The organism is Burkholderia multivorans ATCC BAA-247 (assembly GCF_000959525.1).
Taxonomy (GTDB): domain Bacteria; phylum Pseudomonadota; class Gammaproteobacteria; order Burkholderiales; family Burkholderiaceae; genus Burkholderia; species Burkholderia multivorans.
This window is the reverse complement of the sequence record NZ_CP009832.1, coordinates 879,296-906,194: the sequence shown is the minus strand read 5'-3', so window position 1 is coordinate 906,194 and position 26,899 is coordinate 879,296. Positions and strand designations below refer to the sequence as shown.

Genomic DNA, 26,899 nt, shown 5'->3' with positions numbered 1-26,899 from the left:
AAACGCGCGGCCGTGCGTCGACGCGATGTCGTGCGGCGCCCCCGAGCGCGTCCGGTGCGCGCCGGCGCCTATCGTCGTTGCGTGCATGCGTGCGTGCAGTGTGCCGCGTGCGACGCAGGACGTGCGACTCAGCGCAGGCAGCACGCGTCGTCGCGCGCGGCGGCAGCGGCGGCTGCCTTCGCGCCGGCGACCGGCATCCCGGCGCGCACCTGCAGCAGTTCCGCGCACACGGCGACCGCGATCGAGCCGGGCGCCTTGTCGACGATGCCGGCCACGCCGATCGGACACACCATCTCGACGAGCCTTGCCGGATCGACGCCGCGCGCGGCAAGCCGTCGTTCGAACTTCACGCGCTTCGTGCGCGAGCCGATCATCCCGAAGTACGCGAAATCGCGCCGCCGCATGATCTGCTCGGCGAGCGCGAAATCGAGCGCGTGGTTGTGCGTCATCACGAGGAAGTAGGTGCCGGGCGGCGCGGCATCGACGATCGCCTCCGGCGTGTCGGTCGGCTCGGGCTGCACGTTGGGCGGACACTCGTCGGGGAACAGTTCGTCGCGCGTGTCGACCCACTGCACCGTGCACGGCAACGCGCCGAGCAGCGTGACGAGCGCATGACCGACGTGCCCCGCGCCGAACAGCACGACGTGCATCGGCGGCGGCGCGTCTGTCGCGCGGTTGCGGGTGCCGGTGCCGCGCGCGAACGCGGCCGCGTCGGGTGCGACCGCGCGTGCAGGCGAATGCGGCGAACGGGCCGGCGCACGCATGTCAGGCTGCCCGCGCCGCGCGTACGGCCTGCACCGCACGCAGGATCGACTCGCCGGTCGCCGGTGCGTCGAGCGGCGGATTCACGCGATAGTCGCCGACCGCCGCAATCGCGTCGCGCACGGCGAAGAACACCGAGAACGGCAGCAGCAGCGGCGGCTCGCCGACGGCCTTCGAACGGTGAATGCTGTCCTCGACGTTGCGGTTCTTGAACAGCCGCACGTTGAATTCGGGCGGTGTGTCGTTGACGGTCGGAATCTTGTACGTCGAGGGCGCATGCGTCATCAGCTTGCCGCCCGCGTTCCACCACAGCTCCTCGGTCGTCAGCCAGCCCATCCCCTGGATGAACGCGCCTTCGACCTGGCCGATGTCGAGCGCCGGGTTCAGCGATGCGCCGACGTCGTGCAGCGCGTCGACGCGCAGCGTGCGCATCTCGCCCGTCAGCGTGTCGATCACGACTTCCGACACGGCCGCGCCGTACGAGTAGTAGTAGAACGGCCGCCCCTGCAGCTTCGACTGGTCCCAGTGCAGCTTCGGCGTCGCATAAAAGCCGTCGGACCAAAGCTGCACGCGCGCGAGATACGCCTTCGCGATCACGTCGCCGAACGGCACGGCCGTCGTGCCGATCCACACGCAGTCGTTCGCGAATTTCACGTCGGCCGCCTCGACCCGGCCGTCGCCGTACTGCTTCGCCGCGAACACGGCGAGCCGCTCGCGCAGCTGGCGCGCGGCGTCCTGCGCGGCCTTGCCGTTCAGATCCGAACCGGTCGACGCGGCCGTCGCCGACGTGTTCGCGACCTTGCTCGTATCGGTCGCGGTCACGCGGATGCGGCCGAAACGGATCCCGAGCTCGTGCGCGACGACCTGCGCGACCTTCGTGTTCAGCCCCTGCCCCATCTCCGTGCCGCCGTGGTTCACGAGCACCGAGCCGTCCGTATAGATATGCACGAGCGCGCCGGCCTGGTTGAAGTGCGTGACGTTGAACGCGATCCCGAACTTCACCGGCGTCAGCGCGATGCCCTTCTTCAGCACCGCGTTGCGGGCGTTGAACGCGCGCACGCCGTCGCGCCGCACGCGATAGTCGCTCGTCGCCTCGAGTTCGGCGAGCAGTTCGTGCAGCACGTTGTCCTCGACGGTCTGACCGTACGGCGTGACGTTGCGCTCGGTCTTGCCGTACAGGTTCGCGTAGCGGACGTCGAGCGGATCGCGGCCGAGCGTGCGCGCGATGTCGTCGAGGATGTACTCGATCGCGAACGCGCCCTGCGGGCCGCCGAACCCGCGAAACGCGGTGTTCGACTGCGTGTTGGTCTTGCCGCAGTAGCCGGCGATCGCGACGTCGGACAGCCAGTATGCGTTGTCGAAGTGGCAGACCGCGCGCGTCATCACGGGGCCCGACAAATCGGCCGAGAACCCGCAGCGCGAGGTCATGTCGAGCGACACGCCGTCGATGCGGCCGTCGTCGTCATAGCCGACGTCGAAGCGGTAATGGAAGTCGTGCCGCTTGCCGGTGATCATCATGTCGTCGTCGCGGTCCGGACGCAGCTTCACCGGGCACAGCAGCTTCCAGGCGGCGAGCGCCGCGCAGCAGGCGAACAGCCCCGACTGCGATTCCTTGCCGCCGAACCCGCCGCCCATCCGGCGGCACTCGACGAGCACGTTGTGCGATGCGACGCCAAGCACGTGCGCGACCAGATGCTGCATCTCGCTCGGGTGCTGCGTCGAGCAGTACACGTGCATGCCGTCGTCGTCCTTCGGCACCGCGTACGCGATCTGCCCTTCCAGATAAAACTGCTCCTGCCCGCCGAGCAGCATCTCGCCCGACTCGCGATGCGGCGCGGCGGCGATGCGTGCCGCCGCGTCGCCGCGCGCGAGCTTCAGCGGCGGAATCACGTACGACTCGGCCTTGCGCGCTTCCTGCGCGGTCAGGATCGCCGGCAGCTCCTCGTATTCGACCTGCGCGCGCCGAGCGGCGAGCCGCGCGACATCGTGCGACGTCGCGACGACGATGAACATCGGCTGGCCGACGTACTGCACGACGCCCTGCGCAAGCACGGGATCGTCGTGCACGATCGGGCCGCAGTCGTTGACGCCCGGAATGTCGTCGGCGGTGAACACCGCGACCACGCCCGGCGTCGCGCGCACCGCGTCGAAGTTCATCGACACGATCCGCGCGTGCGGCTTCGCGGACAACCCGAGCGCCGCGTGCAGCGTGCCCGCGACGAGCGGGATGTCGTCGGTGTAGGTCGCGCGCCCGCTCACGTGCAGATGCGCGGACTCGTGCGCACGCGACACGTGCACCTGCGCGGCATCGGCTTGCGGATCGAGGGTGCTGAGGAACGGTTCTGCTTGCTGGTTCATGTTCGGGGTTCTCCGTCGTCAGACACGCGCCGCTTCCGCGGGCACTTCGCGCACGTTCAGGGCTTGCGGCGGCAGCGGATCCTGCGGACGCGTCTCCAGCCAGAATCGGTACATCAGGTTCTTCGCGGTATCGAGCCGGTATGTGCTCGTCGCGCGCATGTCGGTGAGCGGCTGGTAATCGCGTTCGAGCGCCTGCATCGCGGCCTGCGCGGTGGCCTCGTGCCACTGCGCGCCGTCGAGCACCGCTTCGGTGTGCGCCGCACGCTTCGGCGTCGCGGCCATGCCGCCGAACGCGACGCGCGGCTCGCGGATCGTGTCGCCGTCCGCGATGAACGCGAACGCCGCGCAGACGGCCGAAATGTCGGAATCGAACCGCTTCGACAGCTTGTAGGTGCGGAATCGCAGGTTCGCGCGCGCGCCGCTGCGCGTCGGCACCTTCACGCCGACGACGAATTCGTGCGGCGCCATGTCCTTCTGCTGGTAGCCCGTATAGAGCGCTTCGAGCGGCAGCTCCCGCACCGTGTCGCCGCCGCGCAGCACGACGCGCGCGCCCAGTGCGATCAGGCCCGGCATCGAGTCGCCGATCGGCGAGCCGTTCGCGACGTTGCCGCCGAGCGTGCCCGCGTTGCGGATCGGCAGCGACGCGAAGCGCTTCCACATCTCGGTCAGTTCGGGATACGTCTCCGCGAGCGCCGCGTAGGCGTTCTCGACCGTGACGCCCGCGCCGATCTCGATCCAGTCCTCGCCGTGCACGATGCGCTGCAGTTCGGCGATCTGGCCGACGTAGATCAGGTCGTCGAGCCGGCGCATCTGTTTCGTGACCCACAGCCCGATGTCGGTGCTGCCCGCGAGAATCCGCGCGTCCGGACGCTCGGCCTTGAGCGCGGCGAGCGCGTCGAGCGTGCGCGGGGCAGCGAAGCGCGCGCCGCCGATCGTGTAGTCGAAGGTCGTGTCGCGCCGCAGCGATGCGAGCGTGCGCGCGAGCGCGGCCGGGTCGACCGGCGCGGTGTTCTGTTCGGGGGTGGAGCCTTCGCCGGTTGCGCCTTCGCCCGTCACACCCACGCCGGCCGCACCTTCGCCGGCCCCGTCAAACATCCTCACCGCCGCGTCGACGATCGGACGATAGCCGGTGCAGCGGCACAGGTTGCCGGTCAGCGCATCGGCGATCTCGGTGCGCGTCGGCACGTGCTTCGCCTTCTCGCAGGCACCGCCGCAGCGTTCATGGCCGTGCTTCTCGTAGAGCGCCCACATCGACATCACGAAGCCCGGCGTGCAGAAACCGCACTGCGATCCATGACAGTCGACCATCGCCTGCTGAACCGGATGCAGCGAGCCGTCCGGGCGGCGCAGGTCCTCGACGGTCAGCAGCGCCTTGCCGTCGAGCGTCGGCAGGAACTGGATGCACGCGTTGACGGCCTTGAACGCGACCGTGCCCGCGTCGGTCAGCTCGCCGACGACGACCGTGCACGCGCCGCAGTCGCCTTCCGCGCAGCCTTCCTTGGTGCCGGTGCAGTGCGCGTCCTCGCGCAGGTACTGCAACACGGTGCGGGTGACGTCCGCGCCGCTGACTTCGCGGACGGCGTGACGATGGTAGAAGCGGATCGGCTCACTCATGTCTCTGTCGTTCTTCAAGTGGGGGCAAAGGCGGCCTGCGCGGGGCGCTCGGCCGACGTTTCTCTGACAGTTTGCACGCTATCACCGTCAAATTCCGCAACCCATAGCCCAATACGCATGCGGCCCATATAACTGCGGCGATATGCGCGGCCGCCCGTGCCGGCGGGCCGCCGCGGCCGGTGCATGGCCGCCGCATGGCCAGCCGCGGTGCGCGAAGGCGCCGGTTCGGCGTCGTCCGAAAAAGGGGGCGACGTTAACTAAACGGTACCTGCGTGAAAACCGGTTCCATGGGAAAATCCCGATTCCGTTTTTCGCCACGATCCGTTCCGTTCGCTCATCTGTTCCGACCCCATGTCAACCGATTCTGCCTCCACGCCGCGCAGCGGGCTCGCCGTCACGCTGCAAATCGTGTCCGTCGTCTGCTTCACGTTCATCTGCTACCTGACCATCGGCCTGCCGCTCGCGGTGCTGCCGGGCTTCGTCCACGACGAGCTCGGCTTTTCCGCGATCGTCGCGGGCGCCGCGATCAGCGTCCAGTATTTCGCGACGCTCGCGTCGCGCCCGCTCGCCGGGCGCCTCGCCGATACGCTCGGCCCGAAGCAGACCGTGCTGCGCGGGCTGCTCGGCTGCGGCGCGTCGGGCGTGCTGCTGCTCGTCGCGCTGCTGCTCGCGCGCTGGCCGGCCGCGAGCCTCGTGCTGCTCGTCGCGAGCCGGCTCGTGCTCGGCGTCGGCGAGAGCCTGTGCGGCACCGGTGCGATTCTCTGGGGCATCGGCCGCGTCGGCGTCGCGCACAACGCGAAGGTGATCTCGTGGAACGGCATCGCGACGTACGGCGCGCTCGCGCTCGGCGCGCCGGTCGGCGTCGCGATCGCGCATTCGCTGAACCCGGCGCTGATCGGCGTGCTCGTGATCGCGCTCGCGGCGCTCGGCTATGCGCTGGCGCGGCTGATCGATGCGGTGCCGCTCGTGCACGGCGAACGGATGTCGTATGCGAGCGTGTTCACGCGCGTGCTGCCGCACGGCATCGGCCTCGCGCTCGGCTCGGCCGGCTTCGGCTCGATCGCGACGTTCGTCACGCTCTACTACGCGGCGCGCCACTGGCCGAACGCCGCGCTGTCGCTGACCGTATTCGGCACGCTGTTCATCGGCGCGCGTCTGCTGTTCGCGAACACGATCAAGACGCACGGCGGCTTCCGCGTCGCGATCGTGTCGTTCGCGTTCGAATGCGCGGGCCTCGTGCTGCTGTGGCTCGCGCCGGTGCCGCACGTCGCGCTCGTCGGCGCCGCGCTGACGGGCTTCGGCTTCGCGCTGATCTTCCCGGCGCTCGGCGTCGAGGCGGTCGCGCTGGTGCCGGCCGCCAGCCGCGGCGCGGCGCTGTCCGCGTACTCGGTGTTCCTCGACCTGTCGCTCGGCATCACCGGGCCGCTCGCCGGCTACGTCGCGGGCGCGTTTGGCTATCCGCAGGTGTTCCTGTTCGCGGCGCTCGCCGCGGCGGCAGGCGTCGCGCTGTCGGTCGTGCTGTATCAGCGGCAGGCGCGCGTCGCGGGAAGCGGCGCGGCGGCCTAGCCCGCTTGCCGCAAGACGGCAAGCCGAACGCGGATGTCCGCGCGCCGCCGGAAGGAAAATGCCCGCTTCGCGCGGGCATTTTGTTGTCGGTATGCCATAGCGACGGCCGCTTCGGTCACGCTGTCCGCGGCGCCAACCGCCGCACAAGTTCGAACGCAACCAGATTCCCGGCCAGCACCAGCAGCAGCCCGATCACCGCGAGCGGCGACCATCGATACCCTTCGAACACCGTCGACACGGCCAGCGCGACGATCGGAAACAGCACCGTGCAGTACGCGGCGCGCTCCGGCCCGATCCGGCCGACGAGCGTCAGATAAGCGGTAAAGCCGATCACCGAGCCCGGCACGGCCAGATAGAGCAGCGCGCCGAGATAGCGCGGCTCCATTTCGAGCGAAAACGGCAGCCCGGCCGCCACGCTGCCGACGGTCAGAATCGCCGCGCCGATCAGCATCGCCCAGCCGTTCGTCGCGAGCGGATGCAGGCCCATCGACTGCATGCGGCTCGACAGCAGGTTGCCGGCCGAGAAGCACATCGTCCCCGCGAACGCGATCGCGAGCCCGATCCACGTCGCGCGATCGTCGAGATGGCCGGCCATCTGCTGCCAGAACAGGCAGGCGATGCCGGTCAGTCCGAGCAGCGCGCCCGCAATCGCCGACGCGCGCAGCGGCCGCCCCATGAACAGCCGCCCGTTGATCGAATTGAGCAGCGGCGCGGTCGAGAAAATCACCGCGACGAGCCCGCTCGGCACGACGCGCTCCGCGTAGTAGAAGCACAGGAAATTCAGGCAGAACAGCGCAACGCCCTGCGCGGCGAGATAGCGCCACGCGGCGCGCGGCGGCCGCGCGGGGCGACGCATCGCGCGCAGCAGCGCAAACATCACGGCGGCCGCGAGCCAGAAGCGCCACGCGATCGACACGGGCGGCGGCACGCTGCCGAGCTGCCATTTGATCGCGATCCAGGTGGTTCCCCAGATCAGCACGGTAACGATATAGAGCGACAGGTTCATGGCGACGGCGGCTTCGAACGAAACGGGAATCCGACTATGCCGTCGCACGACGCGTGCCGATTGTCCGGAATTGCGGTCTTTTTCGCCGGCGCCCGCGCGCCGGCATGCGCGCGCTTATACTCGGACCTCATGAACGCGTCCCTGTCCGCCCCGCCCGTCGATCGCGCCGCCGCCCTGTCCGGCGGCGATCTGCCGTTCGGCCTGCAGTCGGTGTGCCGCACGCTCGCCGACGCGAACGCGACGCTCGAGCGCTTCGCCTGGCTCGGCGACCACCTCGCGATCGCCGAGTGGACGCGGATCACCGACGAGAGCGAGACCGTCTACGCGCAGCCCGGTCACCACACGCTCTCGTGCTACCTCGACGGCGGCTACCGGACCGAGCGCGAACGCGTGCCGCGCTACGGCGCGCCGAGCCTGCTGTGCGCGCTGCCGGGCGACCACGAATCGCGCTGGTGGGTGCGCGGAGAGATGCACTTCGTCCACCTGTACTTCCTGCCCGAGCACTTCACGCAACGCGCGATCCGCGAGCTCGATCGCGAACCGCGCGAACTGAAGCTCGCCGATCGGACCTATTTCGAGGAAGCGCGCGTCGCGTCGCTGCTGCGCTCGGTCGCGCTCGAGCGCTGGGACGATGCGGACGGCCGCCTGCGCGTGAACGAAATGGCGCACGACGTGCTGAGCCTGCTGCTGCGCGAACAGAGCGCGACGCGCACCGACACGCCGTTTCGCGGCGGCCTCGCGCCGGCCGTGCGGCGCCGCGTGCGCGACTACATCGACGCGCATCTGTCGCAGCCGCTGACGCTCGGCGAGCTCGCGGAGGTCGCCGCGCTGTCCGAATACCACTTCTCGCGGATGTTCCGGCTGTCGTTCGGCCGCGCGCCGCATGCATGGGTCGCCGAGCAGCGGCTCGCCCGCGCGCGCCTGCTGCTGCGCACGACGTCGCTGCCGCTCGCGCAGATCGCGGCCGACTGCGGCTATGCGAACGCCGCGCATTTCAGCCACCGCTTTCGCGACGCGCACGGCGCGGCGCCGAACGCGTACCGGCGCGCGATCCAGGGCCGCTGAGCGGCCGCGCCGCGCGCGTTACGCGCCGCGCCGCGACAGTTCCTGCTCGAGCGCCGCGACGCCGGCCGGCAGATCCACGGGCACCTTCAGGTCGACCATCGTGCGGCCGAACGCATGCACGGTGCGGAACAGGTTGTGTTCGCGGCACTGCTCGCCCATCTGGCCGATCCGCACGATCGGCAAGCCGAACGAGCCCGAGATCTCGACCTGATACTGTTTCGAGATATGGCCGCAGATCAGGCCCGGCGTGAGGCCTTCCGGCGTCTCGATCCCGACGACCGAATTGAGCCGGCACGCCTTCGGCGCATACAGCTTCAGTCCCATCGCCTCGACGGCCGCCTGCAGCGCGAGCGAACAGCGCAGATGGCGCGCGAAGCGGCTTTCGAGCGTCTCCGCGCACACGAGCCGCAGCGCCTCGTGCAGCGCGAGCACGCCCGACACGGGCGCGGTGTAGTGATAGCCCGCGTTGTGCCAGAAGTTCTCGGCGAGCGCCATGTCGAGGCACCAGTGCGCGTTCGGCTCCGGGCGATGTTTCATCCGTTCCCAGGCGGCGTCGGAGAACGCGATCAGCGACACGCCGGGAATCGACGACAGCCCCTTCTGACCGCCGGTGATCACCGCGTCGATGCCCCACGCGTCCATCTCGAGCGGCATCGTCGACAGCGTGCAGACCGCGTCGACGACGACCAGCGCGCCGGCCGCCTTCGCGAGCGCCGCGATGTCGCGCAGATCGCGATTCCACACCGTATTCGACGTCTCGCCCTGCACGATCGTGACGATCTCGGGCCGCTCGCGCGCGATGGCCTCCGCGACTTCGTCGAGGCTCGCGACCGCGCGATCGGCGACTTCGAGCGTCGCGACTTCCGCGCCGACGCGCGTGGCCATCTCGGCCATCCGTGCGCTGAAGAAACCGTTGCGGATCGACAGCACGCGCGTGCCGCGCCATGCGAGGTTCGAGATCGCCATCTCCATCGCGGCCGAGCCGGGACCGGCGACGCCGAGCACCCACTTCGTGCGCGTCTGGAACACGTAGCGCGCCATTTCCTTCACCTGCTCGATGATCTTCGCCATCGTCGCGCCGAGGTGGTTGATCACGATCGTGTTCGCCTTCGCGACGGCAGCCGGGATCGGGACCGGGCCGGCCCCCATCATCAGCAGCGGTTCTTCGGGCAGGATCGCGTCGAGCGGCACGACGACGGGACAGGGAATCGGCGAATGGTCGATGGACATGGCTGGAACGAAGTGAAGGAAGAAAACGCACGGAACGCGTGCCGCACGACACGGCAAGCGACCGATCATTCCGCGTTCCGCGGCGTTGCGCAAGAGGCACGCGCGGGCGGACAGCACGAAGGTGGCCCGGCGCGCCGACCGGGCCAGCGCACCGCGCGCGCCGCGCATCGCTTGCGCGCGAATTGCGGGCGCGATTCGCCGCCCGGAGAAAGGAGACCGATCGCGCGCGATTTTGCGCGGCCATATCGCGACGCGCTCGATACCGTCGCTTTCGGCGCCGTCTGCCCGTCAAACGGCAAAAAGCACCGCACGCCGCAAAATCGGCATACGCGATTCGGCACGCATATTCGGCACACGCAGAAAAACCTGCGTTATCCCGATCGCTAATGCCGTCGCCTGCCGAAATTACCGCCCGCATTCCGGGCCTGCCGCCCAATTCATTGATTTACCAATGAATTAACGCGGCTGCGACGATATCCAGGCGAAAAGACACGCAATCGCGACAAGCGTATGACCGGCATCGATCGGTTTTCCGATACGCGCGATTTCGATTTTCCGCAACCCGCCCCTTTTCTCAGGTTGACGGACACGCTTTTCTTATTGAACAATCGTCTGCAGATTCCGAAAACGCTTTAACCGATACGAGCGGGAATCACGCGCCGCGCAATGTTTTTTCCGCGCTGCACGATGAAAAATCACAACCATAATCAGTCAACCGGGCCAAAAATACGCAAGCCATGAACCAGATTCAGACCATGCGTGTCTTCGTCTGCGTCGCCGAGCATCAGAGCTTCCGGCGTGCGGCGCATCATCTCGGCGTGTCCAACGCACTCGTCACGCGCTCGATCGCGATGCTCGAGGGCCATCTCAATACACGGCTGATCCACCGCACCACGCGCAACCTGTCGCTGACGGAAGCCGGCGTGCGCTATCTCGACGGCTGCCGCGCGCTGCTCGAGGAATTCGATCATCTCGAGGCGTCGGTCGCGCAGGCCACGCACGAGCCGGGCGGCACGCTGCGCGTGGTCGCGTCGGGGCTGCTGTCGCCGGGCGCGCTGACGCCGCTGCTCGGCCGGTTCCGGCATCGCTATCCGGAGTTGCGCGTGCAGATGACGATCGCCGAAGCGCCGCTCGACGTGCTCGATGCCGGCTACGACGTCGGCATCGTCACCGGCGACCGCTTCGACGGCAACCCGGCGCTGATCGCGCAGGCGCTCGCGCCGAATCCGTTCGTCGCATGCGCATCGCCCGCGTATCTCGAACGGCACGGCGAGCCGCGCACACCCGACGATCTGCCGCGCCACGACTGGGTCGCGCTCGCGCCGCATCAGCATCCGGGCGCATGGCGGCTGGTCGGCCCCGACGCGCGCGTGCATACGGTCACCGTGCGGCCCGCATGCACGGTCAATCAGCTCGCGCTCGTCCATGCGGCGGCGGTCGCGGGCTCGGGCATCGCGATGCTGCCCGAGCACTGCGTCGCCGACGCCATCGACAGCGGCACGCTCGTGCGGCTGCTGCCCGGCTACCGGATCGACGATCCGCATACGCAGCTCTCGCTCGTCTATCCGAACCGGCAGTTCGTGCCGGCGCGCACGCGCAGCTTCGTCGAACATGCGGTCGAGCACTTCAGCACGCTCGCGCAGCCCGAGCGCGCGGGCTACGGTTTCCTGCGGGCGGCGCACGCGTCCGCGCATGCCGACGGCGTGCCGGGGCTGCAGTAAACTGCGGGCGACGACGCTCCCCCGGAGAAACAGCGTGCGCGTGATCCTGTTCAGCAGCCGACAGTACGACGACGATTCGTTCACCGCCGCCAACCGCCGGTTCGGCTACCGGCTGCACTTCCAGCCGTCGCATCTCGATGCGGAAACGGCGATCCTCGCGCACGGCTACGACGTCGTGTGCCCGTTCGTCAACGACACGCTGAATGCGGCGGTGCTCGAACGGCTCGCGGAAGGCGGCACGCGCTTGATCGCGCTGCGCTCGGCGGGTTTCAACCATGTCGACCTCGCGGCGGCCGAGCGGCTCGGCATCACGGTCGTACGCGTGCCGGCCTATTCGCCGCACGCGGTTGCCGAACACGCGGTCGCACTGATTCTCGCGCTGAACCGTCGGCTGCCGCGCGCGGTCGCGCGCACGCGCGAAGGCGACTTCTCGCTGAACGGGCTGCTCGGCTTCGATCTGCACGGCAAGACGGTCGGCGTGATCGGCACGGGGCTCATCGGCAGCGTGTTCGCGAAGATCATGATGGGCTTCGGGATGCATGTGCTCGCGCATTCGATGCCGCCGTACGACGACGAGCTGATCGCGTTCGGCGCGCGCTACGTCGACCTCGACACGCTGCTGCGCGGCGCCGACATCGTCAGCCTGCACTGCCCGCTGCTGCCGTCCACGCATCATCTGATCAATGCGCGCACGCTCGCGCAGATGAAGCCGGGCGCGATGCTGATCAATACGGGCCGCGGCGGGCTCGTCGACACGCAGGCGCTGATCGATGCGCTCAAGAGCGGCCAGCTCGGCCACCTGGGCCTCGACGTCTACGAAGAGGAAAGCGGGCTGTTCTTCGAGGATCATTCCGACCTGCCGCTGCAGGACGACGTGCTCGCGCGGCTGCTGACGTTCCCGAACGTGATCGTCACGTCGCATCAGGCGTTCTTCACGCGCGAAGCGCTGGCGGAAATCGCGCATACGACGCTCGCGAACATCGAAGCGTGGCATGCGGGCACGCCGCAGAACGTCGTGGCGCCGAGCCGCTGACGCGCCGGGCGCGCCTTCCGCCTTCCGCCTTCCGCCTTCCGCCTTCCGCCTTCCGCACTCCGTCTTCGGCCTCCAGCCACACACCGCACACTACCGCACACCTTTGCCGCGCCGGCGTTTTTTGTCCACGCGCCGCGGCGCGCCCGCACTCTGCTATCGTTCGCCGACGTTCCTCTGCTGCCGCTGCCCGTCATGCGTTTCGACGATTCCGCCCTCGACGCCGTTTACCGCGCCATCTTCGAGCGGCGCGACATGCGCCATTTCACGTCGGCTCCGGTCGATCCGGCCGTGCTCGCACGGCTGCTGCGCGCGGCACACCATGCGCCGAGCGTCGGCTTCATGCAGCCGTGGCGCTTCATCCGCATCACCGATCCTGCACGGCGCGACGCGATCCACGCGCTCGTCGACGCCGAGCGGCGCGCGACCGCCGACGCGCTCGGCGAACGTCACGACGAATTCATGCGACTGAAGGTCGAAGGCGTGCGCGAGTGCGGCGAGCTGCTCGTCGTCGCGCTGACCGACGATCGCGAGCGCCATGTGTTCGGGCGGCGCACGCTGCCGGAGATGGACCTCGCGTCCGCCGCGTGCGCGATCCAGAACATGTGGCTCGCGGCGCGCGCCGAAGGGCTCGGGATGGGCTGGGTCTCGCTGTTCGACGTCGACTCGCTGCGCACGCTGCTCGGCATGCCGGCCGGCGCAAAACCGATCGCCGTGCTGTGCCTCGGCCACGTCGACGCCTTCTACGCGAAGCCGATGCTCGAACAGGAGCGCTGGGCCGCGCGGATGCCGATCGAAGCGTGCCTGTTCGAAAACGGCTGGGGTGAGCCGGCGGGGCACGGGCCGGCGGTTACCGCGACGGTCGATCCCGATAGCGGATCCGGCGGCACGGCCGCCTCGGCCGTCAGCGAAGTGCGGACCGCCGCGCAACCCGACACGTCCGCTCCGACGCCTGCACCGCACGCCTGCGACCCGGAACCCGCGGTCGCGCTTTCCGCTCGATCGGCCGAACGACCGACCTAGGCGCGCGCCCGTCCCGAGCCGCGCGCGATCGCGGCCCGCATCGCCGTCCCGTCCCACACTGGGGGCGCGGTCCGTCGCACGCCGGCAACATCCGTTCCGGCCCCCAGCATAAGGGTTTTTACTGAAGTAGAATCGCCGCTATCGCCCTGCCGTCCACCCGCTCCGCGCGTCCTGCGCCGCTCCTGGCCGACGGCCTTTCCCGGAATCCCCCGCGATGCCCTTACCTCTGTTCGCCCTCGCCGTTGCCGCGTTTGGAATCGGTACCACCGAATTCGTCATCATGGGACTGCTGCCGAACGTCGCGCGCGACCTCGGCGTGTCGATCCCGGCCGCCGGCATGCTCGTCTCCGGCTATGCGCTCGGTGTGACGATCGGCGCGCCGATTCTCGCCGTCGTCACCGCGAAGATGCCGCGCAAGCGCGCGCTGATGGGGCTCATCGGCCTGTTCATCGCGGGCAACCTGTTCTGCGCGATCGCGCCCGGCTACGCGGTGCTGATGGCGGCGCGCGTCGTGACCGCGTTCTGCCACGGCGCGTTTTTCGGCATCGGTTCGGTGGTCGCGAGCAGCCTCGTCGCACCGAACCGCCGCGCGCAGGCGATCGCGCTGATGTTTACCGGCCTCACGCTCGCCAACGTGCTCGGCGTGCCGCTCGGCACCGCGCTCGGCCAGGCATACGGCTGGCGCGCGACGTTCTGGGCCGTGACCGGCATCGGCATCGCCGCGGCCGCCGCGCTCGCCGTCTGTCTGCCGAAACACCTCGCGATGCCCGAAACCAGCATCACGCGCGAATTCGGCGTGCTCAAGCACCCGCAGGTGCTGATGGTGCTCGGCATCAGCGTGCTCGCGTCCGCGAGCCTGTTCAGCGTGTTCACGTACATCACGCCGATCCTCGAGGACGTGACCGGCTTCTCGCCGCACCAGGTCACCTGGGTGCTGCTGCTGTTCGGGCTCGGGCTGACGGTCGGCGGCACGCTCGGCGGGCGGCTCGCCGACTGGCGCCGGATGCCGTCGCTGATCGCGACGCTCGCGCTGATCGGCGTCGTGCTCGCGCTGTTCGCGGCGACGATGCATCTGCCGTTCGCCGCGCTCGCGACGATCTTCGTGTGGGGCGTGCTCGCGTTCGCGATCGTGCCGCCGCTGCAGATCCTGATCGTCGATCGCGCGAGCGACGCGCCGAACCTCGCGTCGACGCTGAACCAGGGCGCGTTCAACCTCGGCAATGCCACCGGCGCGTGGCTCGGCGGCAGCGCGATCGGCGCCGGCGTGTCGCTCGTGAACCTGCCGTGGGTCGGCGTCGCGATGGCCGTCGCCGCGCTCGCGCTGACGCTGTGGTCCGCAGCGCTCGAACGCCGCCCGGCTGCGGTACCGACCGAATACGTCTGACGCGCGCCGCGCGATCGTTGCTCGCGCATCGTAACGCGACGCAGCGCAGCTGCAGCGACACCGTACGCCGGCCGCGTCATGGACCGTTCAAGGGCTGCGGTGTAGCATCTCGGCCGATGAAAGCCATACTCAATCGCGATTTCGTCGCGCTGATCCTGAGCGTCGCCGTCGTCGGTCTCGGCACCGGCGCCACCCTTCCCCTCACCGCGCTCGCCCTGACCGAAGCCGGCCACGGCACGAACGTCGTCGGCATGTTGACCGCCGCGCAGGCCGGCGGCGGCCTCGCGATCGTCCCGTTCGTCACCGCGCTGGCGCGGCGCATCGGTGCGCGCCGCGCGATCGTCGTGTCGGTCGTCGTGCTCGCCGCGGCGACCGCATGGATGCAGTTCACGTCGAATCTCGTCGTCTGGGGCGTGCTGCGCGTGCTGTGCGGCGCCGCGCTGATGCTGCTGTTTACGATCGGCGAGGCATGGGTCAACCAGCTCGCCGACGATGCGACGCGCGGCCGCGTCGTCGCGATCTACGCGACCAATTTCACGCTGTTCCAGATGGCGGGCCCCGTGCTCGTCAGCCAGATCGCGGGCGCGACCGGCATCCGCTTCGCGCTCTGCGGCGCGCTGTTCCTGCTCGCACTGCCGACGCTCGCGACGATCCGCCGCGCACCGCTCGCCGGCGACGACGCACAGCACGCGCAACACGATCGCTGGCTCGCGGTGCTGCCGCGCATGCCGGCGCTGATCATCGGCACGGGTTTCTTCGCGCTGTTCGATACGCTCGCGCTGTCGCTGCTGCCGCTGTACGCGATGGATCACGGCGTCGCCAGCGAAACGGCGGTGCTGCTCGCGTCGATCATGCTGTTCGGCGACACCGCGATGCAGTTCCCGATCGGCTGGCTCGCCGACAAGCTCGGCCGCGAACGCGTGCATTTGGGCGCGGGCGCCATCGTGCTCGCGGGACTGCCGCTGCTGCCGTTCGTCGTCGCGAATCCGCTGCTGTGCTGGCCGCTGCTGTTCGTGCTCGGCGCGGCGGCCGGCAGCATCTATACGTTGTCGCTCGTCGCCTGCGGCGAACGCTTCCGCGGCGCGGCGCTCGTTACCGCGAGCTCGCTCGTCTCCGCATCGTGGAGCGCGGCCAGCTTCGGCGGCCCGCTCGTCGCCGGTGCATTGATGGAGCAGCTGGGCAGCAACGCGCTGGTCGGCGTGCTGGTCGTCTGCGTCGCCGCATTCGTCGCGGCCGCGCTGTGGGAGCGGCGTGCCGCGTTGTCGCGCGCCGTATGAGGCCCGTGCGCCCCGCGCACGCATCGTGACACCGCTGAAACGACGACGGCCCGCGCGAAGCGGGCCGTCCGGGACCAGCGCGTCACGCGCGATGCGTCACGCTTGCAATGCAGGCAGGATCTTGCCGACGCAGGTGCCGAAGCCGACACGATAGCCGTCGCCCTGGCACCAGCCGGCGAGCGTCAGCTCGTCGCCGTCCTCGATGAACGTACGCGTGCCGCCGCCGTTCAGTGCAACGGGCTCCTTGCCGTTCCACGTGAGCTCGAGCAGGCTGCCGAACGAATCCTTCGTCGGCCCGCTGATCGTGCCCGAGCCCATCAGGTCGCCGACCCGCGTATTGCAGCCCGACACCGTGTGATGCGCGAGCTGCTGCGCCATCGACCAGTACATGTACTTGAAGTTGGTCCGGCAGATCGTCGTCGCTTCGGCCGCGTCCTGCGCGCGCAGCGTCACTTCGAGCGCGATGTCGAACGCGTGCCGGCCCGCATGCTGCAGATACGGGAGCGGCTGCGGCGACTGCTCGGGCTGCGCGGTGCGGAACGGCTCGAGCGCGTCGAGCGTGACGATCCACGGCGAGATCGTCGTCGCGAAGCCCTTCGAGTTGAACGGGCCGAGCGGCACGTATTCCCATTGCTGGATGTCGCGCGCGCTCCAGTCGTTCAGCAGCACCATGCCGAAGATGTGCGCTTCCGCGTCCTCGCATGCGATCGGCTCGCCGAGCGCATTGCCCTTGCCGACGATGAAGCCCGTCTCGAGCTCGATGTCGAGCTTGCGGCACGCGCCGAACACCGGGCGCTCGAGATCCGGCAGCTTCAGTTGCCCGTTCGGGCGACGCACCGGCGTCCCGCTGACGACCACTGACGACGCGCGGCCGTTGTAGCCGATCGGCATCTCCGACCAGTTCGGCAGCAGCGCATTCTTCGGATCGCGGAACATCGAGCCGACGTTCGTCGCATGCTCCTTCGACGAATAGAAATCGGTGTAGCCGGGAATGTCGACGGGCAGATGCAGCGTCGCATCGCGCTGCGCCACCAGCACCCGCGCGCGCAGCGCCGCATCGTCGCGCAGCCGCGCGTTGTCGCGCGAGAACAGCTCGGACAACTGCACGCGCACGCTGCGCCACGCATCGCGGCCGAGCGCGATGAAGGCGTTCAGCGTCGGCGCGGCGAACACGTCCGCGCCGCCCGGCAGCGTCAGCAGGCCTGCGCGCCCGAGCGCCGCGAGATCGACGATCGCGTCGCCGAGCGCGACGCCCGCGCGACGCGCCGGCTGCTTCGCATCGCTGAAGATCCCGAACGGCAGGTTCTGGATCGGAAAATCGCAGGCGGGATCGTTCGCCGACTCGACCCAGCTCTTGCGGGCCGGGTCGAGCGTCGCGCGCCAGTCTTGGGTATCGCTCATCGTTGCTCCGGATTGAAGTGTTTCCTGATGCCTTGCCAGCATTCGAAGTAGTTGGCCTGCAGCTGCGCAGTGTCGAGCGCGTAGCGCGTCGGCCGGATCAGCGTGCGCGTTTCGAACATGAACGCCATCGTGTTGTCCACCTTGTGCGGCTTCGTCGTATCGCTCGCCGACGCCTTCTCGAACGTGTCCGCATCCGGGCCGTGGCCCGACATGCAGTTGTGCAGGCTCGCGCCGCCCGGCACGAAGCCTTCGGCCTTCGCGTCGTACGCGCCGTGCACGAGCCCCATGAACTCGCTCGCGACGTTGCGGTGGAACCAGGGCGGACGGAACGTATCCTCGGCCGCGAGCCAGCGCGGCGGGAAGATCACGAAGTCGATCGCGTCAACGCCCGGCGTATCGGTCTGCGAATGCAGCACGAGGAAGATCGACGGATCGGGATGATCGAAGCTGATCGAGCCGATCGTGTTGAACAGGCGCAGGTCGTATTTGTATGGCGCATAGTTGCCGTGCCACGCGACGACGTCGAGCGGCGAATGGCCGATGTCCGCGCGCCAGAGCCGGCCGTTCAGCTTCGCGACGAGCTCGAACGCGCCTTCGCGGTCTTCGTATGCGGCCTGCGGCGTCAGGAAGTCGCGCGGATTCGCGAGCCCGTTCGAGCCGATCGGGCCGAGATCGGGCAGCCGCAGCAGCGCGCCGAAGTTCTCGCAGATATAGCCGCGCGCATCGCCGTCCGGCAGCGCGATCGTGAAGCGCACGCCGCGCGGAATCACCGCGATCTCGAACGGCTCGACGTCGAGGCGGCCGAATTCGGTCGCGATGAAGAGCCGCCCTTGCTGCGGGACGATCAGCAGTTCGCCGTCCGCGCTGTAGAAGAAGCGGTCCCGCATCGAACGGTTCGCTGCATAGAGGTGGATCGCGCACCCGCTCATCGCGGCGGCCGAGCCGTTGCCGGCCATCGTCACGAGCCCTTCGACGAAATCGGTCGGCTCGCTCGGCATCGGCAGCGGATTCCAGCGCAGCTGGTTCGGCGGCGTCGGCGGCACGTCGGCCGAGTCGGCGAAGTCCGACACCAGGCGCTGCGCGCCCGCGAACGGTTCGAACGGCCGGTGCACGGCGGCCGGCCGGATCCGGTACAGCCACGAGCGGCGGTTATGGCCGCGCGGCGCGGTAAACGCGGTGCCCGACAGTTGCTCCGCATAGAGCCCGTACGGTGCGCGCTGCGGCGAATTGCGGCCGTGCGGCAGCGCGCCGGGCAGCGCCTCGGTCGCGAACTCGTTCGCGAAACCGCTCAGGTAGCCGGCGGTCGCCGGTTTCGACAAGTCAAGCGTCATCGTTTCATTTCTCCATCAATTCAGGCGGCATGCGGCGCCTGCGCACCGCTTCGCCGCGTCACCCCGGCCAGCCCGAGCACGAACAGCGCCGAGCACAGCACGGGTACCGCGGCCGCATGAAACAGCGCCCCGTTGGTCCAGTTCAGCGCAATCAGTTGTCCGCCGACGAGCGGCCCGAGCACCGAACCGATCCGACCGATGCCGAGGCTCCAGCCGATGCCGGTCGAACGCAGCGACGGCGGGTAATACTGGCCCGCGAGCGCGTTCACGGCCGGCTGTCCGCCGACTACGCAGAAGCCGCCCGCGAACACGACGATCAGCAGCCACGGCAGCGCATGCGCGACCGAGCCGATCAGTGCGACCGACACCGCCGCACACGCGAAGCACGCGAACAGCACGCGCACGAAACCGTAGCGTTCGATGAACCAGCCGAGCGACAGCGTGCCGATCACGCCGCCCGTCTGCAGCACGGTGCCGACGATCACCGCGGTGCCCGGCGAATAGCCGGCGTCGCGCATCACGGTCGGCAGCCAGTTCGAGAGGAAGTACAGATCGATCAGGTTCATGAAGCTGATCGCCCACAGCAGCAGCGTGACCGGCAGGCGGCCGCCGCGGAACAGTTCGGCGACCGGCGCGCCCGTCGTCGCACGCTCGCGCACGACGAGCCGCGTGCTCGCGTCGATGCCCGCGTGCGGCGCGAAGCCGGCGAGCCAGTCGCGCGCCTGCGCGTCGCGCCCTTTCAGCACGAGAAACTGCAGCGATTCGGGCAGCCGCGCGGCCATCGCGATCGCGAGGACGAGCGGCACCGCACCGCCGACGAAAAACACGGCGCGCCAGCCGAGCGCCGGAATCAGCGCCGCGCTGATGAAGCCGCCGATCGCCGCGCCGAGCGTGAAGCCGCACGACACGATCATCATCCGCTTCACGCGATGCGCGCTCGGACTGAATTCGCCGACGAGCGCCATCGCGTTCGGCATGATGCAGCCGAGGCCGAGACCGGTGACGAAGCGCAGCGCCATCAGCACCGGGATCGAACCCGCGAACGGCGTCGCGAGCATCGTCAACGCGAAGAACAGCGTCGCGCCGATCAGCACCGGACGGCGGCCGATCCGGTCGGCCAGCACCGACAGCGCGAGCGCGCCGAGCAGCATCCCGAACAGGCTCGCGCTGAACACCGGCCCAAGCGCCTGCTTCGGCACGTGCCACTCGGCGATCACGCTCGGCGCGACGTAGCCCATCGCCTGTGCATCGAAGCCGTCGATCACGAGGCACAGCCCGCACAGCGCGAGCAGCATCCAGTGAAAGCCCGGACGATGCGTGTCGTCGATCACGCGCTCGACTTCGAGCGTACGCGCGTCGGCCGCGGCGCTCACGGCGTCACCTCGGCGGCCGGATGCACGGGCGGAGTCACGCCGCGGCGCGCGAGCGCCATCGCTTCGCGCAGCACGTCGAGATCGCCGATGTGGTTCGCGAGCAGCAGGATCAGCTTCGCGTTGACGAGCTGACTGTCCGCGTCCGACAGGTCGCGATGCATGTCGATCAGCGCTTCGTAAAACGCGTCCGGATCGGCGAGACGCGCGCGGGTATCGAGTGGGGGCATGAGGTGTCTCCGTATCGTTGTCGTATTCAGCCGGCGCAGATCGCGCGGGCCAGCGCATCGGCGATCGCCTGGCGGTCGAGCGCGCGCATCCGCGCGCACACGTGCTGGTCCGGACGCAGCAGATAGAAGGTGCCCGGCCGCGCGTCGTAGCGCTGGGCGGCGAGCCCGTCGACGTCCTCGACGACGTCGACGCCGGCCACCGGCTGCGCATGGCCGGCCGGCACGACGAGCACCGGCCGCACCGGCAGCGCGAGATCCGCGACCGCCTGCGCGAGCGCCGCGCCGTCGCCCGGCAGGCCGAACAGCACGCCGGCGAAGCCGCCGTGCAGATGCGGCAGCAGCCAGCTCGCGCCGTGCTCGGCGCGCACCGGCGCGTCGGCCGCGGCCGCGCCCGGACGCATCGCGCACGCGAACGTCTCGCCCGCGCGATCGGGCGTGTTCAGCGGCGAACCGTCGAGGACCGCGGGCGTCGACAGCCGCCCGCTGTTCACGATCTTGCGCGCGAACTCGCAGTCGCGCGCGAGCTTCAGCGTCGCGTCACGGAATACGCGCGACACCGCGCTTTTCGGCGTGATGAAGTCGGTCGAGCGCGTCGAGTGGCGGATGTTTTCGTCGGCCGCGTATTCGCGCTCGCTCGCATAGGTGTCGAGCAGCCGGTCGGGCGCGCGGCCGTCCAGCACGAGCTTCAGCTTCCACGCGAGGTTGTCCGCGTCCTGCACGCCGCTGTTCGCGCCGCGCGCGCCGAACGGCGACACGCCATGCGCCGAATCGCCCGCGAACAGCACGCGGCCGTGACGGAACGTGTCCATCCGCTGGCAGCGGAACGTATAGATGCTGACCCATTCGAGCTCGAACTCGACATCCGGCCCGAGCAGCGCGCGCACGCGCGGAATCACGCGCTCCGGCTGCTTCTCGGCGACCGGATCGGCGTCCCAGCCGAGCTGGAAGTCGATCCGCCAGACGTTGTCCGGCTGGCGGTGCAGCAGCACCGACTGGTTGCGATGAAACGGCGGATCGAACCAGAACCAGCGTTCGGTCGGGAAGTCGGCCTTCATCTTCACGTCCGCGATCAGGAAGCGATCCTTGAACGTGCGGCCGCGGCTTTCGAGGCCCATCATCGTGCGCATCGGGCTGCGCGAGCCGTCGGCCGCGATCACGTACTGCGCGCGCAGCGTGTCGACGCCTTCGGGCGTCTCGACCGTCAGCACCGCATGCTCGGCCGCCTGCTCGATGCCGGTCACCTTGTGCTTCCAGCGGATCTCGAGGTTCGGCAACTCGAACGCGCGCTCGGCCAGATACCCTTCGACGTAGTACTGCTGCAGATTGATGAAGGCCGGACGCGCATGCCCTTGTTCCGGCAGCAGGTCGAACGCGTACAGCTGCTCGTCCTGCAGAAACACCTTGCCGACGTGCCAGCTCACGCCCTTGTCGACGAAGCGTTCGCCGCAGCCGAGCCGGTCGAAGATCTCGAGCGTGCGCTTCGCGAAGCAGATCGCACGCGAGCCGGTGGACAGCGTGTCGTCGTCGTCGAGCAGCACGACGGGCACGCCCTGCTGCGCGAGATCGATTGCCGCGGCGAGGCCGACCGGCCCCGCGCCGACGACGATCACGGGCCGGACGGCCGCATCGTCGGCGATCGCGCGCTCCGCGCGCGGGCGGTACGCAAACTTCAGGCTCTGGTAATCGACGTTCATGACCCGCGCGCCCCCACTGCCGCGACGCGCGCACCTGCGCACGCCGTCGTTGCGCCCGTCGCGTACCGGCCTGCCGGCCCGCCCACGTCCTCCGTCCATTTGCTGTCAACCGCCACGTCTCGCTCCTTGCTTCCTGTTGATCTCGGGCCGGCACCGCCGCGGCGCCCGCAGCCGCCTGCCGTGATCCGCCGCACGTCTTTGGATTTACGAATAGTAAAACCAATTACGAATAGTGAAATCAACGTAAACCCTAGGCATCGGTTCGGGGACGGGATAACGATATGAACGAAACGCCGAGCCGAGCGGCGCGGGCGCTGCTACTATCCAGACATGAGGCGGCCCGTTGGCCGCCGTTTTTCCTTGTCGACGCCGATGATTCCGCCCACCATCCCCGAGCTGGTCGCCCGTGCCGGACAACTGCCCTATCTGCGGGAGCACATCGCGCTCGCCGACGACGGCACCGCATGCGCGCGCCTGCCGGAGCGCACGCTCGGCAGCACGTACGAGCCGATCTACGACGTGACGATGCCGGGCGCGCCGCAGTCGACGTCGTTCGCCGATGCGATCGAGCGCTACGGCGACGAGCTCGGGTTCCAGGCTGTCACGCAGGTGACGGGCGCGCCGCACGATCCGGTCGACTCGGCCGTCGACGACCAGACGCTCGTCGCGCTCGACCGCCTGTCGCGCGCGCTGCACGCGATCAACTTCTTCGGCGCGCAGCGCCACGGCCTGCTGTTCCTGCGCGTGCACGAGCGGCTGCTCAAGAGCGTGAAGTACGATCACGGCAAGCATTTCTCGTCGGTGCTGCAGCGCTTCGGGCTGCCGCCGGAGCGGATCGTGATCGAGCTGCCGGCCGTCGCGGTCGCGCACAAGACCTTCCTCGGCTATCTGACGCGCAGCTACCAGCATCACGGCTTCAAGGTCGCGGACAAGCTGCCCGATCCCGGGCGCATCCTCGCGGTCGAATCGGAGATGGCGCGTCCCGACTACATCAAGATGGACGCCGGCATCGCGCTGCGCGACGGAATGGTGAAGGCGCTCGTCGCGTATGCGCAGCGCGTGCGGATTCCGCTGATCTTCGATGGCGTCGTCGACGAGACGCAGTGCGAACTGCTGCGTCAGCACGACGTGCGCTTCATGCAGGGGCCGGTGTTCGCGAAGGTGATGACGGTCTAGCGCCCGTTACGGCGCGGGCGCGGGCGCGGGCGCGGGCGCGGGTCGCGGCCTGCCGGCCGCTCGCGCGTTGCCGACGGGTTTCCAGGATGGGTTTTGCCGGTGCGTTTTGCGGATCGCCGCACGCGAATCGGGCGCGTCGCGCGGCCGTGTCAGTCGCGGCCGCCGTCCGCGTACTTCGGCAGATCGTCGCCGATCTCGATGCCGGGAAACCGGTCCGCATACCAGACGTGCCAGCGCGGCTGCAGCCGCGACGGATCGTCGAGCGTCGCCGTGTTGATTTCGACCGTCTGCGGCGCGTCGCGGCGCCGGTACTCGAGCTGCGCGCCGCAACGGCCGCAGAAACGCCGCTCGCCCCACGCACTCGACGCATAGACGACCGGCTCGCCCTGCAGATATGCGAACGCGCCGATCGGCACCGATGCGGACGCGACGACCGCCGCGCCTGTCGTTCGTTGACAGAGCCGGCAATGGCAGAAGCCGGCGTCGGTCGGCACACCGGCGATCCGGTAGCGGATCGCGCCGCATGCGCAGCCGCCGTCGAGCGTGTCGGATGCAGTCATCGTGTTCCTCGTCGTCGAAGTCGGTAGACGGACGAACGATGATGAGCGCGGTCCGCTCGGTCCGCAACCGCGGGCCCGCCGCGTCTGCCGATTTCGCCGATCCGCCGCCGAACGGCGCCGCCGCGGTCTCACGCGGCCGTTCGTCAGAGCGTCTGCCCGAGCCGCTGCGCGAGCGCCCTCAGCTTCGGCCCGACCTGCGTGCGGAACACCTCCTCGCCCATCGACGACGCCGGCCCGCTGCAACTGAGAATCAACCAGCGCCCTTCGCGCGGTTCGCGAAACGGCACGGCCGCCGCATTGACGTCCGCGTGCCATGCGCGAAACGAATAGCAGCAGCCGCTTTCCGGAAATTCGGCGACCGCCGCCTGCGCCGCGGCGACCAGCGCATCCGCATCGTCCGCGCCGCCGGCCGCCTTGTGCAGTTCCGCGTACAGCGCGCGCCGCACGTCGTCGGGCTGGACGGCCAGATAGGCGCGGCCCATCGAACTCGTCAGCATCGACAGCCGCGACCCGGGCGCCAGCCCGAGCGTCAGCGCCGTTTCGCTGCGGATCGTCTCCAGGTAGATCATGTCGAGCCCGTCCCGGCAGCCGAGCGACACGGCCGCCCCGATCTCGCGTGCGAGCGCCTGCATGTGCGGCCGCGCGAGGTCGATCGTGCCGGCGCCCGACAGCAGCGCATAGCCGAGCGACAGCACACCGGCGTCGAGCGCATACTTGCCCAGCGTCTCGTCGTAGCGCAGATAGCCGAGCACCGTCAGCGTGTACGCGAGCCGGTTCACGGTCGCCTTCGGCAAGCCGGTGCGCTCCGCGAAGTCGCGATTGCCGAGCATCGTCTCGCCGGGCCGGAACGCCCGCAGCAAGTCGAGCCCGCGCGCAAGCGCGACGACGAACTTGCGCTCGTCGATCGCGGTGTCGTCGATGGTTGAAAGTGTCATCCGATGCTACACTGGGATCAATTTGCAAAACATTGTTCCGCATAGCGGAACTCCAGTCAAGTGAGGAGATGACACGATGAGCGCTGCAACTTTTCATTGGGACGATCCGCTGCTGCTCGATCAGCAACTGACCGAGGACGAGCGCATGGTGCGCGACGCCGCGCACGCGTATGCGCAGGACAAGCTCGCGCCGCGCGTCACCGAGGCGTTTCGCCACGAGCGCACCGATGCCGCGATCTTTCGCGAGATGGGCGAAGTCGGCCTGCTCGGCCCGACGATTCCCGAGCAATACGGCGGCCCCGGGCTGAACTACGTGAGCTACGGGCTGATCGCGCGCGAGGTCGAGCGTATCGATTCGGGCTATCGGTCGATGATGTCCGTGCAATCGTCGCTCGTGATGGTGCCGATCTACGAGTTCGGCTCCGACGCGCAGAAGGAGAAATATCTGCCGAAGCTCGCGACCGGCGAGTGGATCGGCTGCTTCGGGCTGACCGAGCCGAACCACGGCTCGGACCCGGGCAGCATGGTCACGCGCGCGAAGAAGGTGCCGGGCGGGTACTCGCTGTCGGGCGCGAAGATGTGGATCACGAACTCGCCGATCGCCGACGTGTTCGTCGTCTGGGCGAAGCTCGACGAGGACGGCAAGGATACGATCCGCGGCTTCATCCTCGAGAAGGGCTGGAAAGGGCTGTCGGCGCCGGCGATCCACGGCAAGGTCGGGCTGCGCGCGTCGATCACGGGCGAGATCGTGCTCGACGAGGTGTTCGTGCCCGAGGAAAACCTGATGCCGAACGTCAGCGGCCTGCGCGGGCCGTTCACCTGCCTGAACTCGGCGCGCTACGGGATCGCATGGGGCGCGCTCGGCGCCGCGGAATCGTGCTGGCATACCGCGCGCCAGTACGTGCTCGATCGCAAGCAGTTCGGTCGCCCGCTCGCCGCGAATCAGCTGATCCAGAAAAAGCTTGCCGACATGCAGACCGAAATCACGCTCGGCCTGCAAGGCGTGCTGCGGCTGGGCCGGATGAAGGACGAAGGCACGGCGGCGGTCGAAATCACGTCGATCATGAAACGCAATTCGTGCGGCAAGGCGCTCGACATCGCGCGGCTCGCGCGCGACATGCTCGGCGGCAACGGCATCTCGGACGAATTCGGCGTTGCACGCCACCTCGTGAACCTCGAAGTGGTCAATACGTATGAAGGCACGCACGACATCCACGCACTGATTCTCGGCCGCGCACAAACCGGCATCCAGGCATTCTTCTGAGCAATCGGCGCAGCGTGTCCGTATTACACGCGATGGGCGGAAACGACACGGCCCGCCCGGCATGACTGCCGGGCGGGCCGTTTTGTGCATGCCGCCGATACGGCGCGCGACGATGGCTTTACTTGTTCGGCTGCGGCGTCAGACGCAGATACGGACGCACCGCGTTGAAGCCCTTCGGGAAGCGCTTCTTCAGTTCTTCCGGATCCTGCAGCGACGGCACGATCACGACGTCGTCGCCGTCCTTCCAGTTGCCGGGCGTCGCGACCTTGTAGTTGTCGGTCAGTTGCAGCGAGTCGATCACGCGCAGCACTTCGTCGAAATTGCGGCCGGTGCTGGCCGGATACGTGATGATCAGCCGCACCTTCTTGTTCGGATCGATCACGAACAGCGAGCGCACCGTCAGCGTCTCGTTCGCGTTCGGATGAATCATGTCGTACAGCTGCGAGACCTTGCGATCCGCATCGGCGATGATCGGGAAACCGACGACCGTCGACTGCGTTTCGTTGATGTCGTTGATCCAGCCTTTGTGCGATTCGACGCCGTCGACCGACAGCGCGATCACCTTCACGTTGCGTTTCGCGAATTCGTCCTTCAGCTTCGCGGTCAGCCCGAGTTCCGTCGTGCACACCGGCGTGTAGTCGGCCGGATGGGAGAACAGGACACCCCAGCTATCGCCGAGCCACTCGTGAAACTTGATCGGGCCCAGGCTCGATTCCTGCTCGAAATCCGGTGCGATGTCGCCAAGACGCAGACTCATGGTGTTCCCTCCTCGAACGATGCAAGTTGAAACCGCGCGCGGTCGGCGCGGGACAGTCCATCAGCTTACGGGAAGCAATGGGCCATGCGAACGATTATTACGTTTGATATTCATATCTTTTTGTCATTTTTTCGATCGGTCGGAC

At 68.7% G+C, this 26,899-nt stretch carries 22 protein-coding genes; 9 read left to right on the top strand and 13 right to left on the bottom strand.

Translation table 11 applies throughout. The features are described 5' to 3' along the window. Positions 1-128 precede the first annotated feature (128 nt). The 3 genes from xdhC to xdhA are packed head-to-tail and all read right to left on the bottom strand — an operon-like array spanning position 129 to position 4,734. Positions 129-764 carry a xanthine dehydrogenase accessory protein XdhC gene (gene xdhC, locus NP80_RS16605; RefSeq protein WP_006412069.1) on the bottom strand — a complete coding sequence of 212 codons (636 nt, stop codon included), beginning with the start codon at positions 762-764 and terminating at the stop codon, positions 129-131. Position 765: 1 nt separating this feature from the next. After that, positions 766-3,120 carry a xanthine dehydrogenase molybdopterin binding subunit gene (gene xdhB / locus NP80_RS16600; protein WP_006406375.1) on the bottom strand — a complete coding sequence of 785 codons (2,355 nt, stop codon included), beginning with the start codon at positions 3,118-3,120 and terminating at the stop codon, positions 766-768. A gap of 18 nt (positions 3,121-3,138) precedes the next feature. After that, positions 3,139-4,734 carry a xanthine dehydrogenase small subunit gene (gene xdhA, locus NP80_RS16595; RefSeq protein ID WP_006412071.1) on the bottom strand — a complete coding sequence of 532 codons (1,596 nt, stop codon included), beginning with the start codon at positions 4,732-4,734 and terminating at the stop codon, positions 3,139-3,141. 351 nt (positions 4,735-5,085) lie between these two features. On the opposite strand from xdhA, the gene NP80_RS16590 reads away from it, so the two are divergent. Further along, positions 5,086-6,300, top strand: coding sequence for an MFS transporter (locus NP80_RS16590; RefSeq protein ID WP_006401530.1), 1,215 nt, complete (start codon positions 5,086-5,088; stop codon positions 6,298-6,300). Between the two features lie 115 nt (positions 6,301-6,415). On the opposite strand, the gene NP80_RS16585 is transcribed toward NP80_RS16590, so the two are convergent. Continuing rightward, complete coding sequence (locus NP80_RS16585; RefSeq protein WP_006401531.1) at positions 6,416-7,306, bottom strand: DMT family transporter; 891 nt, start codon at positions 7,304-7,306, stop codon at positions 6,416-6,418. Between the two features lie 129 nt (positions 7,307-7,435). On the opposite strand from NP80_RS16585, the gene NP80_RS16580 reads away from it, so the two are divergent. Beyond that, a complete protein-coding gene (locus NP80_RS16580; RefSeq protein WP_035948027.1) occupies positions 7,436-8,371 on the top strand; it encodes an AraC family transcriptional regulator in 936 nt (311 codons plus the stop codon). 18 nt (positions 8,372-8,389) lie between these two features. Here NP80_RS16580 and NP80_RS16575 read toward each other — a convergent pair whose 3' ends face one another. Next, entirely contained in the window at positions 8,390-9,601 is a 1,212-nt protein-coding gene (locus NP80_RS16575; RefSeq protein ID WP_006411571.1) for a pyridoxal-phosphate-dependent aminotransferase family protein, read from the bottom strand. A gap of 737 nt (positions 9,602-10,338) precedes the next feature. Between NP80_RS16575 and NP80_RS16565 the strand changes: the two genes are divergently transcribed. From NP80_RS16565 to NP80_RS16545, 5 genes are all read left to right on the top strand, one after another. Then, positions 10,339-11,322, top strand: coding sequence for a LysR family transcriptional regulator (locus NP80_RS16565; protein ID WP_006411568.1), 984 nt, complete (start codon positions 10,339-10,341; stop codon positions 11,320-11,322). A gap of 34 nt (positions 11,323-11,356) precedes the next feature. Beyond that, a complete protein-coding gene (locus tag NP80_RS16560; RefSeq protein ID WP_006406378.1) occupies positions 11,357-12,355 on the top strand; it encodes a 2-hydroxyacid dehydrogenase in 999 nt (332 codons plus the stop codon). A gap of 192 nt (positions 12,356-12,547) precedes the next feature. Then, entirely contained in the window at positions 12,548-13,375 is an 828-nt protein-coding gene (gene bluB, locus NP80_RS16555) for a 5,6-dimethylbenzimidazole synthase (RefSeq protein ID WP_006411572.1), read from the top strand. A 214-nt stretch (positions 13,376-13,589) separates the two neighbouring features. Beyond that, positions 13,590-14,759 carry an MFS transporter gene (locus NP80_RS16550; RefSeq protein WP_006411576.1) on the top strand — a complete coding sequence of 390 codons (1,170 nt, stop codon included), beginning with the start codon at positions 13,590-13,592 and terminating at the stop codon, positions 14,757-14,759. A 116-nt stretch (positions 14,760-14,875) separates the two neighbouring features. After that, positions 14,876-16,036, top strand: a complete 1,161-nt coding sequence (locus NP80_RS16545) for an MFS transporter (protein ID WP_006401543.1) — start codon at positions 14,876-14,878, stop codon at positions 16,034-16,036. A 96-nt stretch (positions 16,037-16,132) separates the two neighbouring features. Here NP80_RS16545 and fahA read toward each other — a convergent pair whose 3' ends face one another. The 5 genes from fahA to NP80_RS16520 are packed head-to-tail and all read right to left on the bottom strand — an operon-like array spanning position 16,133 to position 22,062. After that, positions 16,133-17,437 (bottom strand): fumarylacetoacetase, encoded by a 1,305-nt coding sequence (gene fahA / locus NP80_RS16540; protein ID WP_006411570.1) that lies wholly within the window; start codon positions 17,435-17,437, stop codon positions 16,133-16,135. Continuing rightward, complete coding sequence (gene hmgA / locus NP80_RS16535) at positions 17,434-18,768, bottom strand: homogentisate 1,2-dioxygenase (protein WP_006411569.1); 1,335 nt, start codon at positions 18,766-18,768, stop codon at positions 17,434-17,436. Before hmgA ends, fahA begins: the two co-directional genes overlap by 4 nt. A 20-nt stretch (positions 18,769-18,788) precedes the next feature. Continuing rightward, entirely contained in the window at positions 18,789-20,141 is a 1,353-nt protein-coding gene (locus tag NP80_RS16530; RefSeq protein WP_006411577.1) for an MFS transporter, read from the bottom strand. Then, positions 20,138-20,368, bottom strand: coding sequence for a DUF2783 domain-containing protein (locus NP80_RS16525; protein WP_006406385.1), 231 nt, complete (start codon positions 20,366-20,368; stop codon positions 20,138-20,140). The genes NP80_RS16530 and NP80_RS16525 overlap by 4 nt, the downstream gene beginning before the upstream one ends. A 26-nt stretch (positions 20,369-20,394) precedes the next feature. Beyond that, on the bottom strand, positions 20,395-22,062 hold the full coding sequence (locus NP80_RS16520; RefSeq protein ID WP_006406386.1) for an FAD-dependent oxidoreductase: 1,668 nt from the start codon (positions 22,060-22,062) through the stop codon (positions 20,395-20,397). Positions 22,063-22,434: 372 nt separating this feature from the next. Here NP80_RS16520 and NP80_RS16515 point away from each other — a divergent pair, with 372 nt between their 5' ends. Further along, entirely contained in the window at positions 22,435-23,238 is an 804-nt protein-coding gene (locus NP80_RS16515) for an EAL domain-containing protein (RefSeq protein ID WP_006406387.1), read from the top strand. 149 nt (positions 23,239-23,387) lie between these two features. On the opposite strand, the gene NP80_RS16510 is transcribed toward NP80_RS16515, so the two are convergent. Then, positions 23,388-23,798, bottom strand: a complete 411-nt coding sequence (locus NP80_RS16510; protein WP_006401551.1) for a GFA family protein — start codon at positions 23,796-23,798, stop codon at positions 23,388-23,390. A gap of 143 nt (positions 23,799-23,941) precedes the next feature. Then, positions 23,942-24,733, bottom strand: a complete 792-nt coding sequence (locus tag NP80_RS16505; RefSeq protein ID WP_006406388.1) for an IclR family transcriptional regulator — start codon at positions 24,731-24,733, stop codon at positions 23,942-23,944. A 76-nt stretch (positions 24,734-24,809) separates the two neighbouring features. Here NP80_RS16505 and NP80_RS16500 point away from each other — a divergent pair, with 76 nt between their 5' ends. Beyond that, positions 24,810-25,997, top strand: coding sequence for an acyl-CoA dehydrogenase (locus tag NP80_RS16500; RefSeq protein WP_006406389.1), 1,188 nt, complete (start codon positions 24,810-24,812; stop codon positions 25,995-25,997). Positions 25,998-26,115: 118 nt separating this feature from the next. Here NP80_RS16500 and NP80_RS16495 read toward each other — a convergent pair whose 3' ends face one another. Further along, positions 26,116-26,754, bottom strand: coding sequence for a peroxiredoxin (locus NP80_RS16495; RefSeq protein WP_006401554.1), 639 nt, complete (start codon positions 26,752-26,754; stop codon positions 26,116-26,118). Positions 26,755-26,899 lie beyond the last annotated feature (145 nt).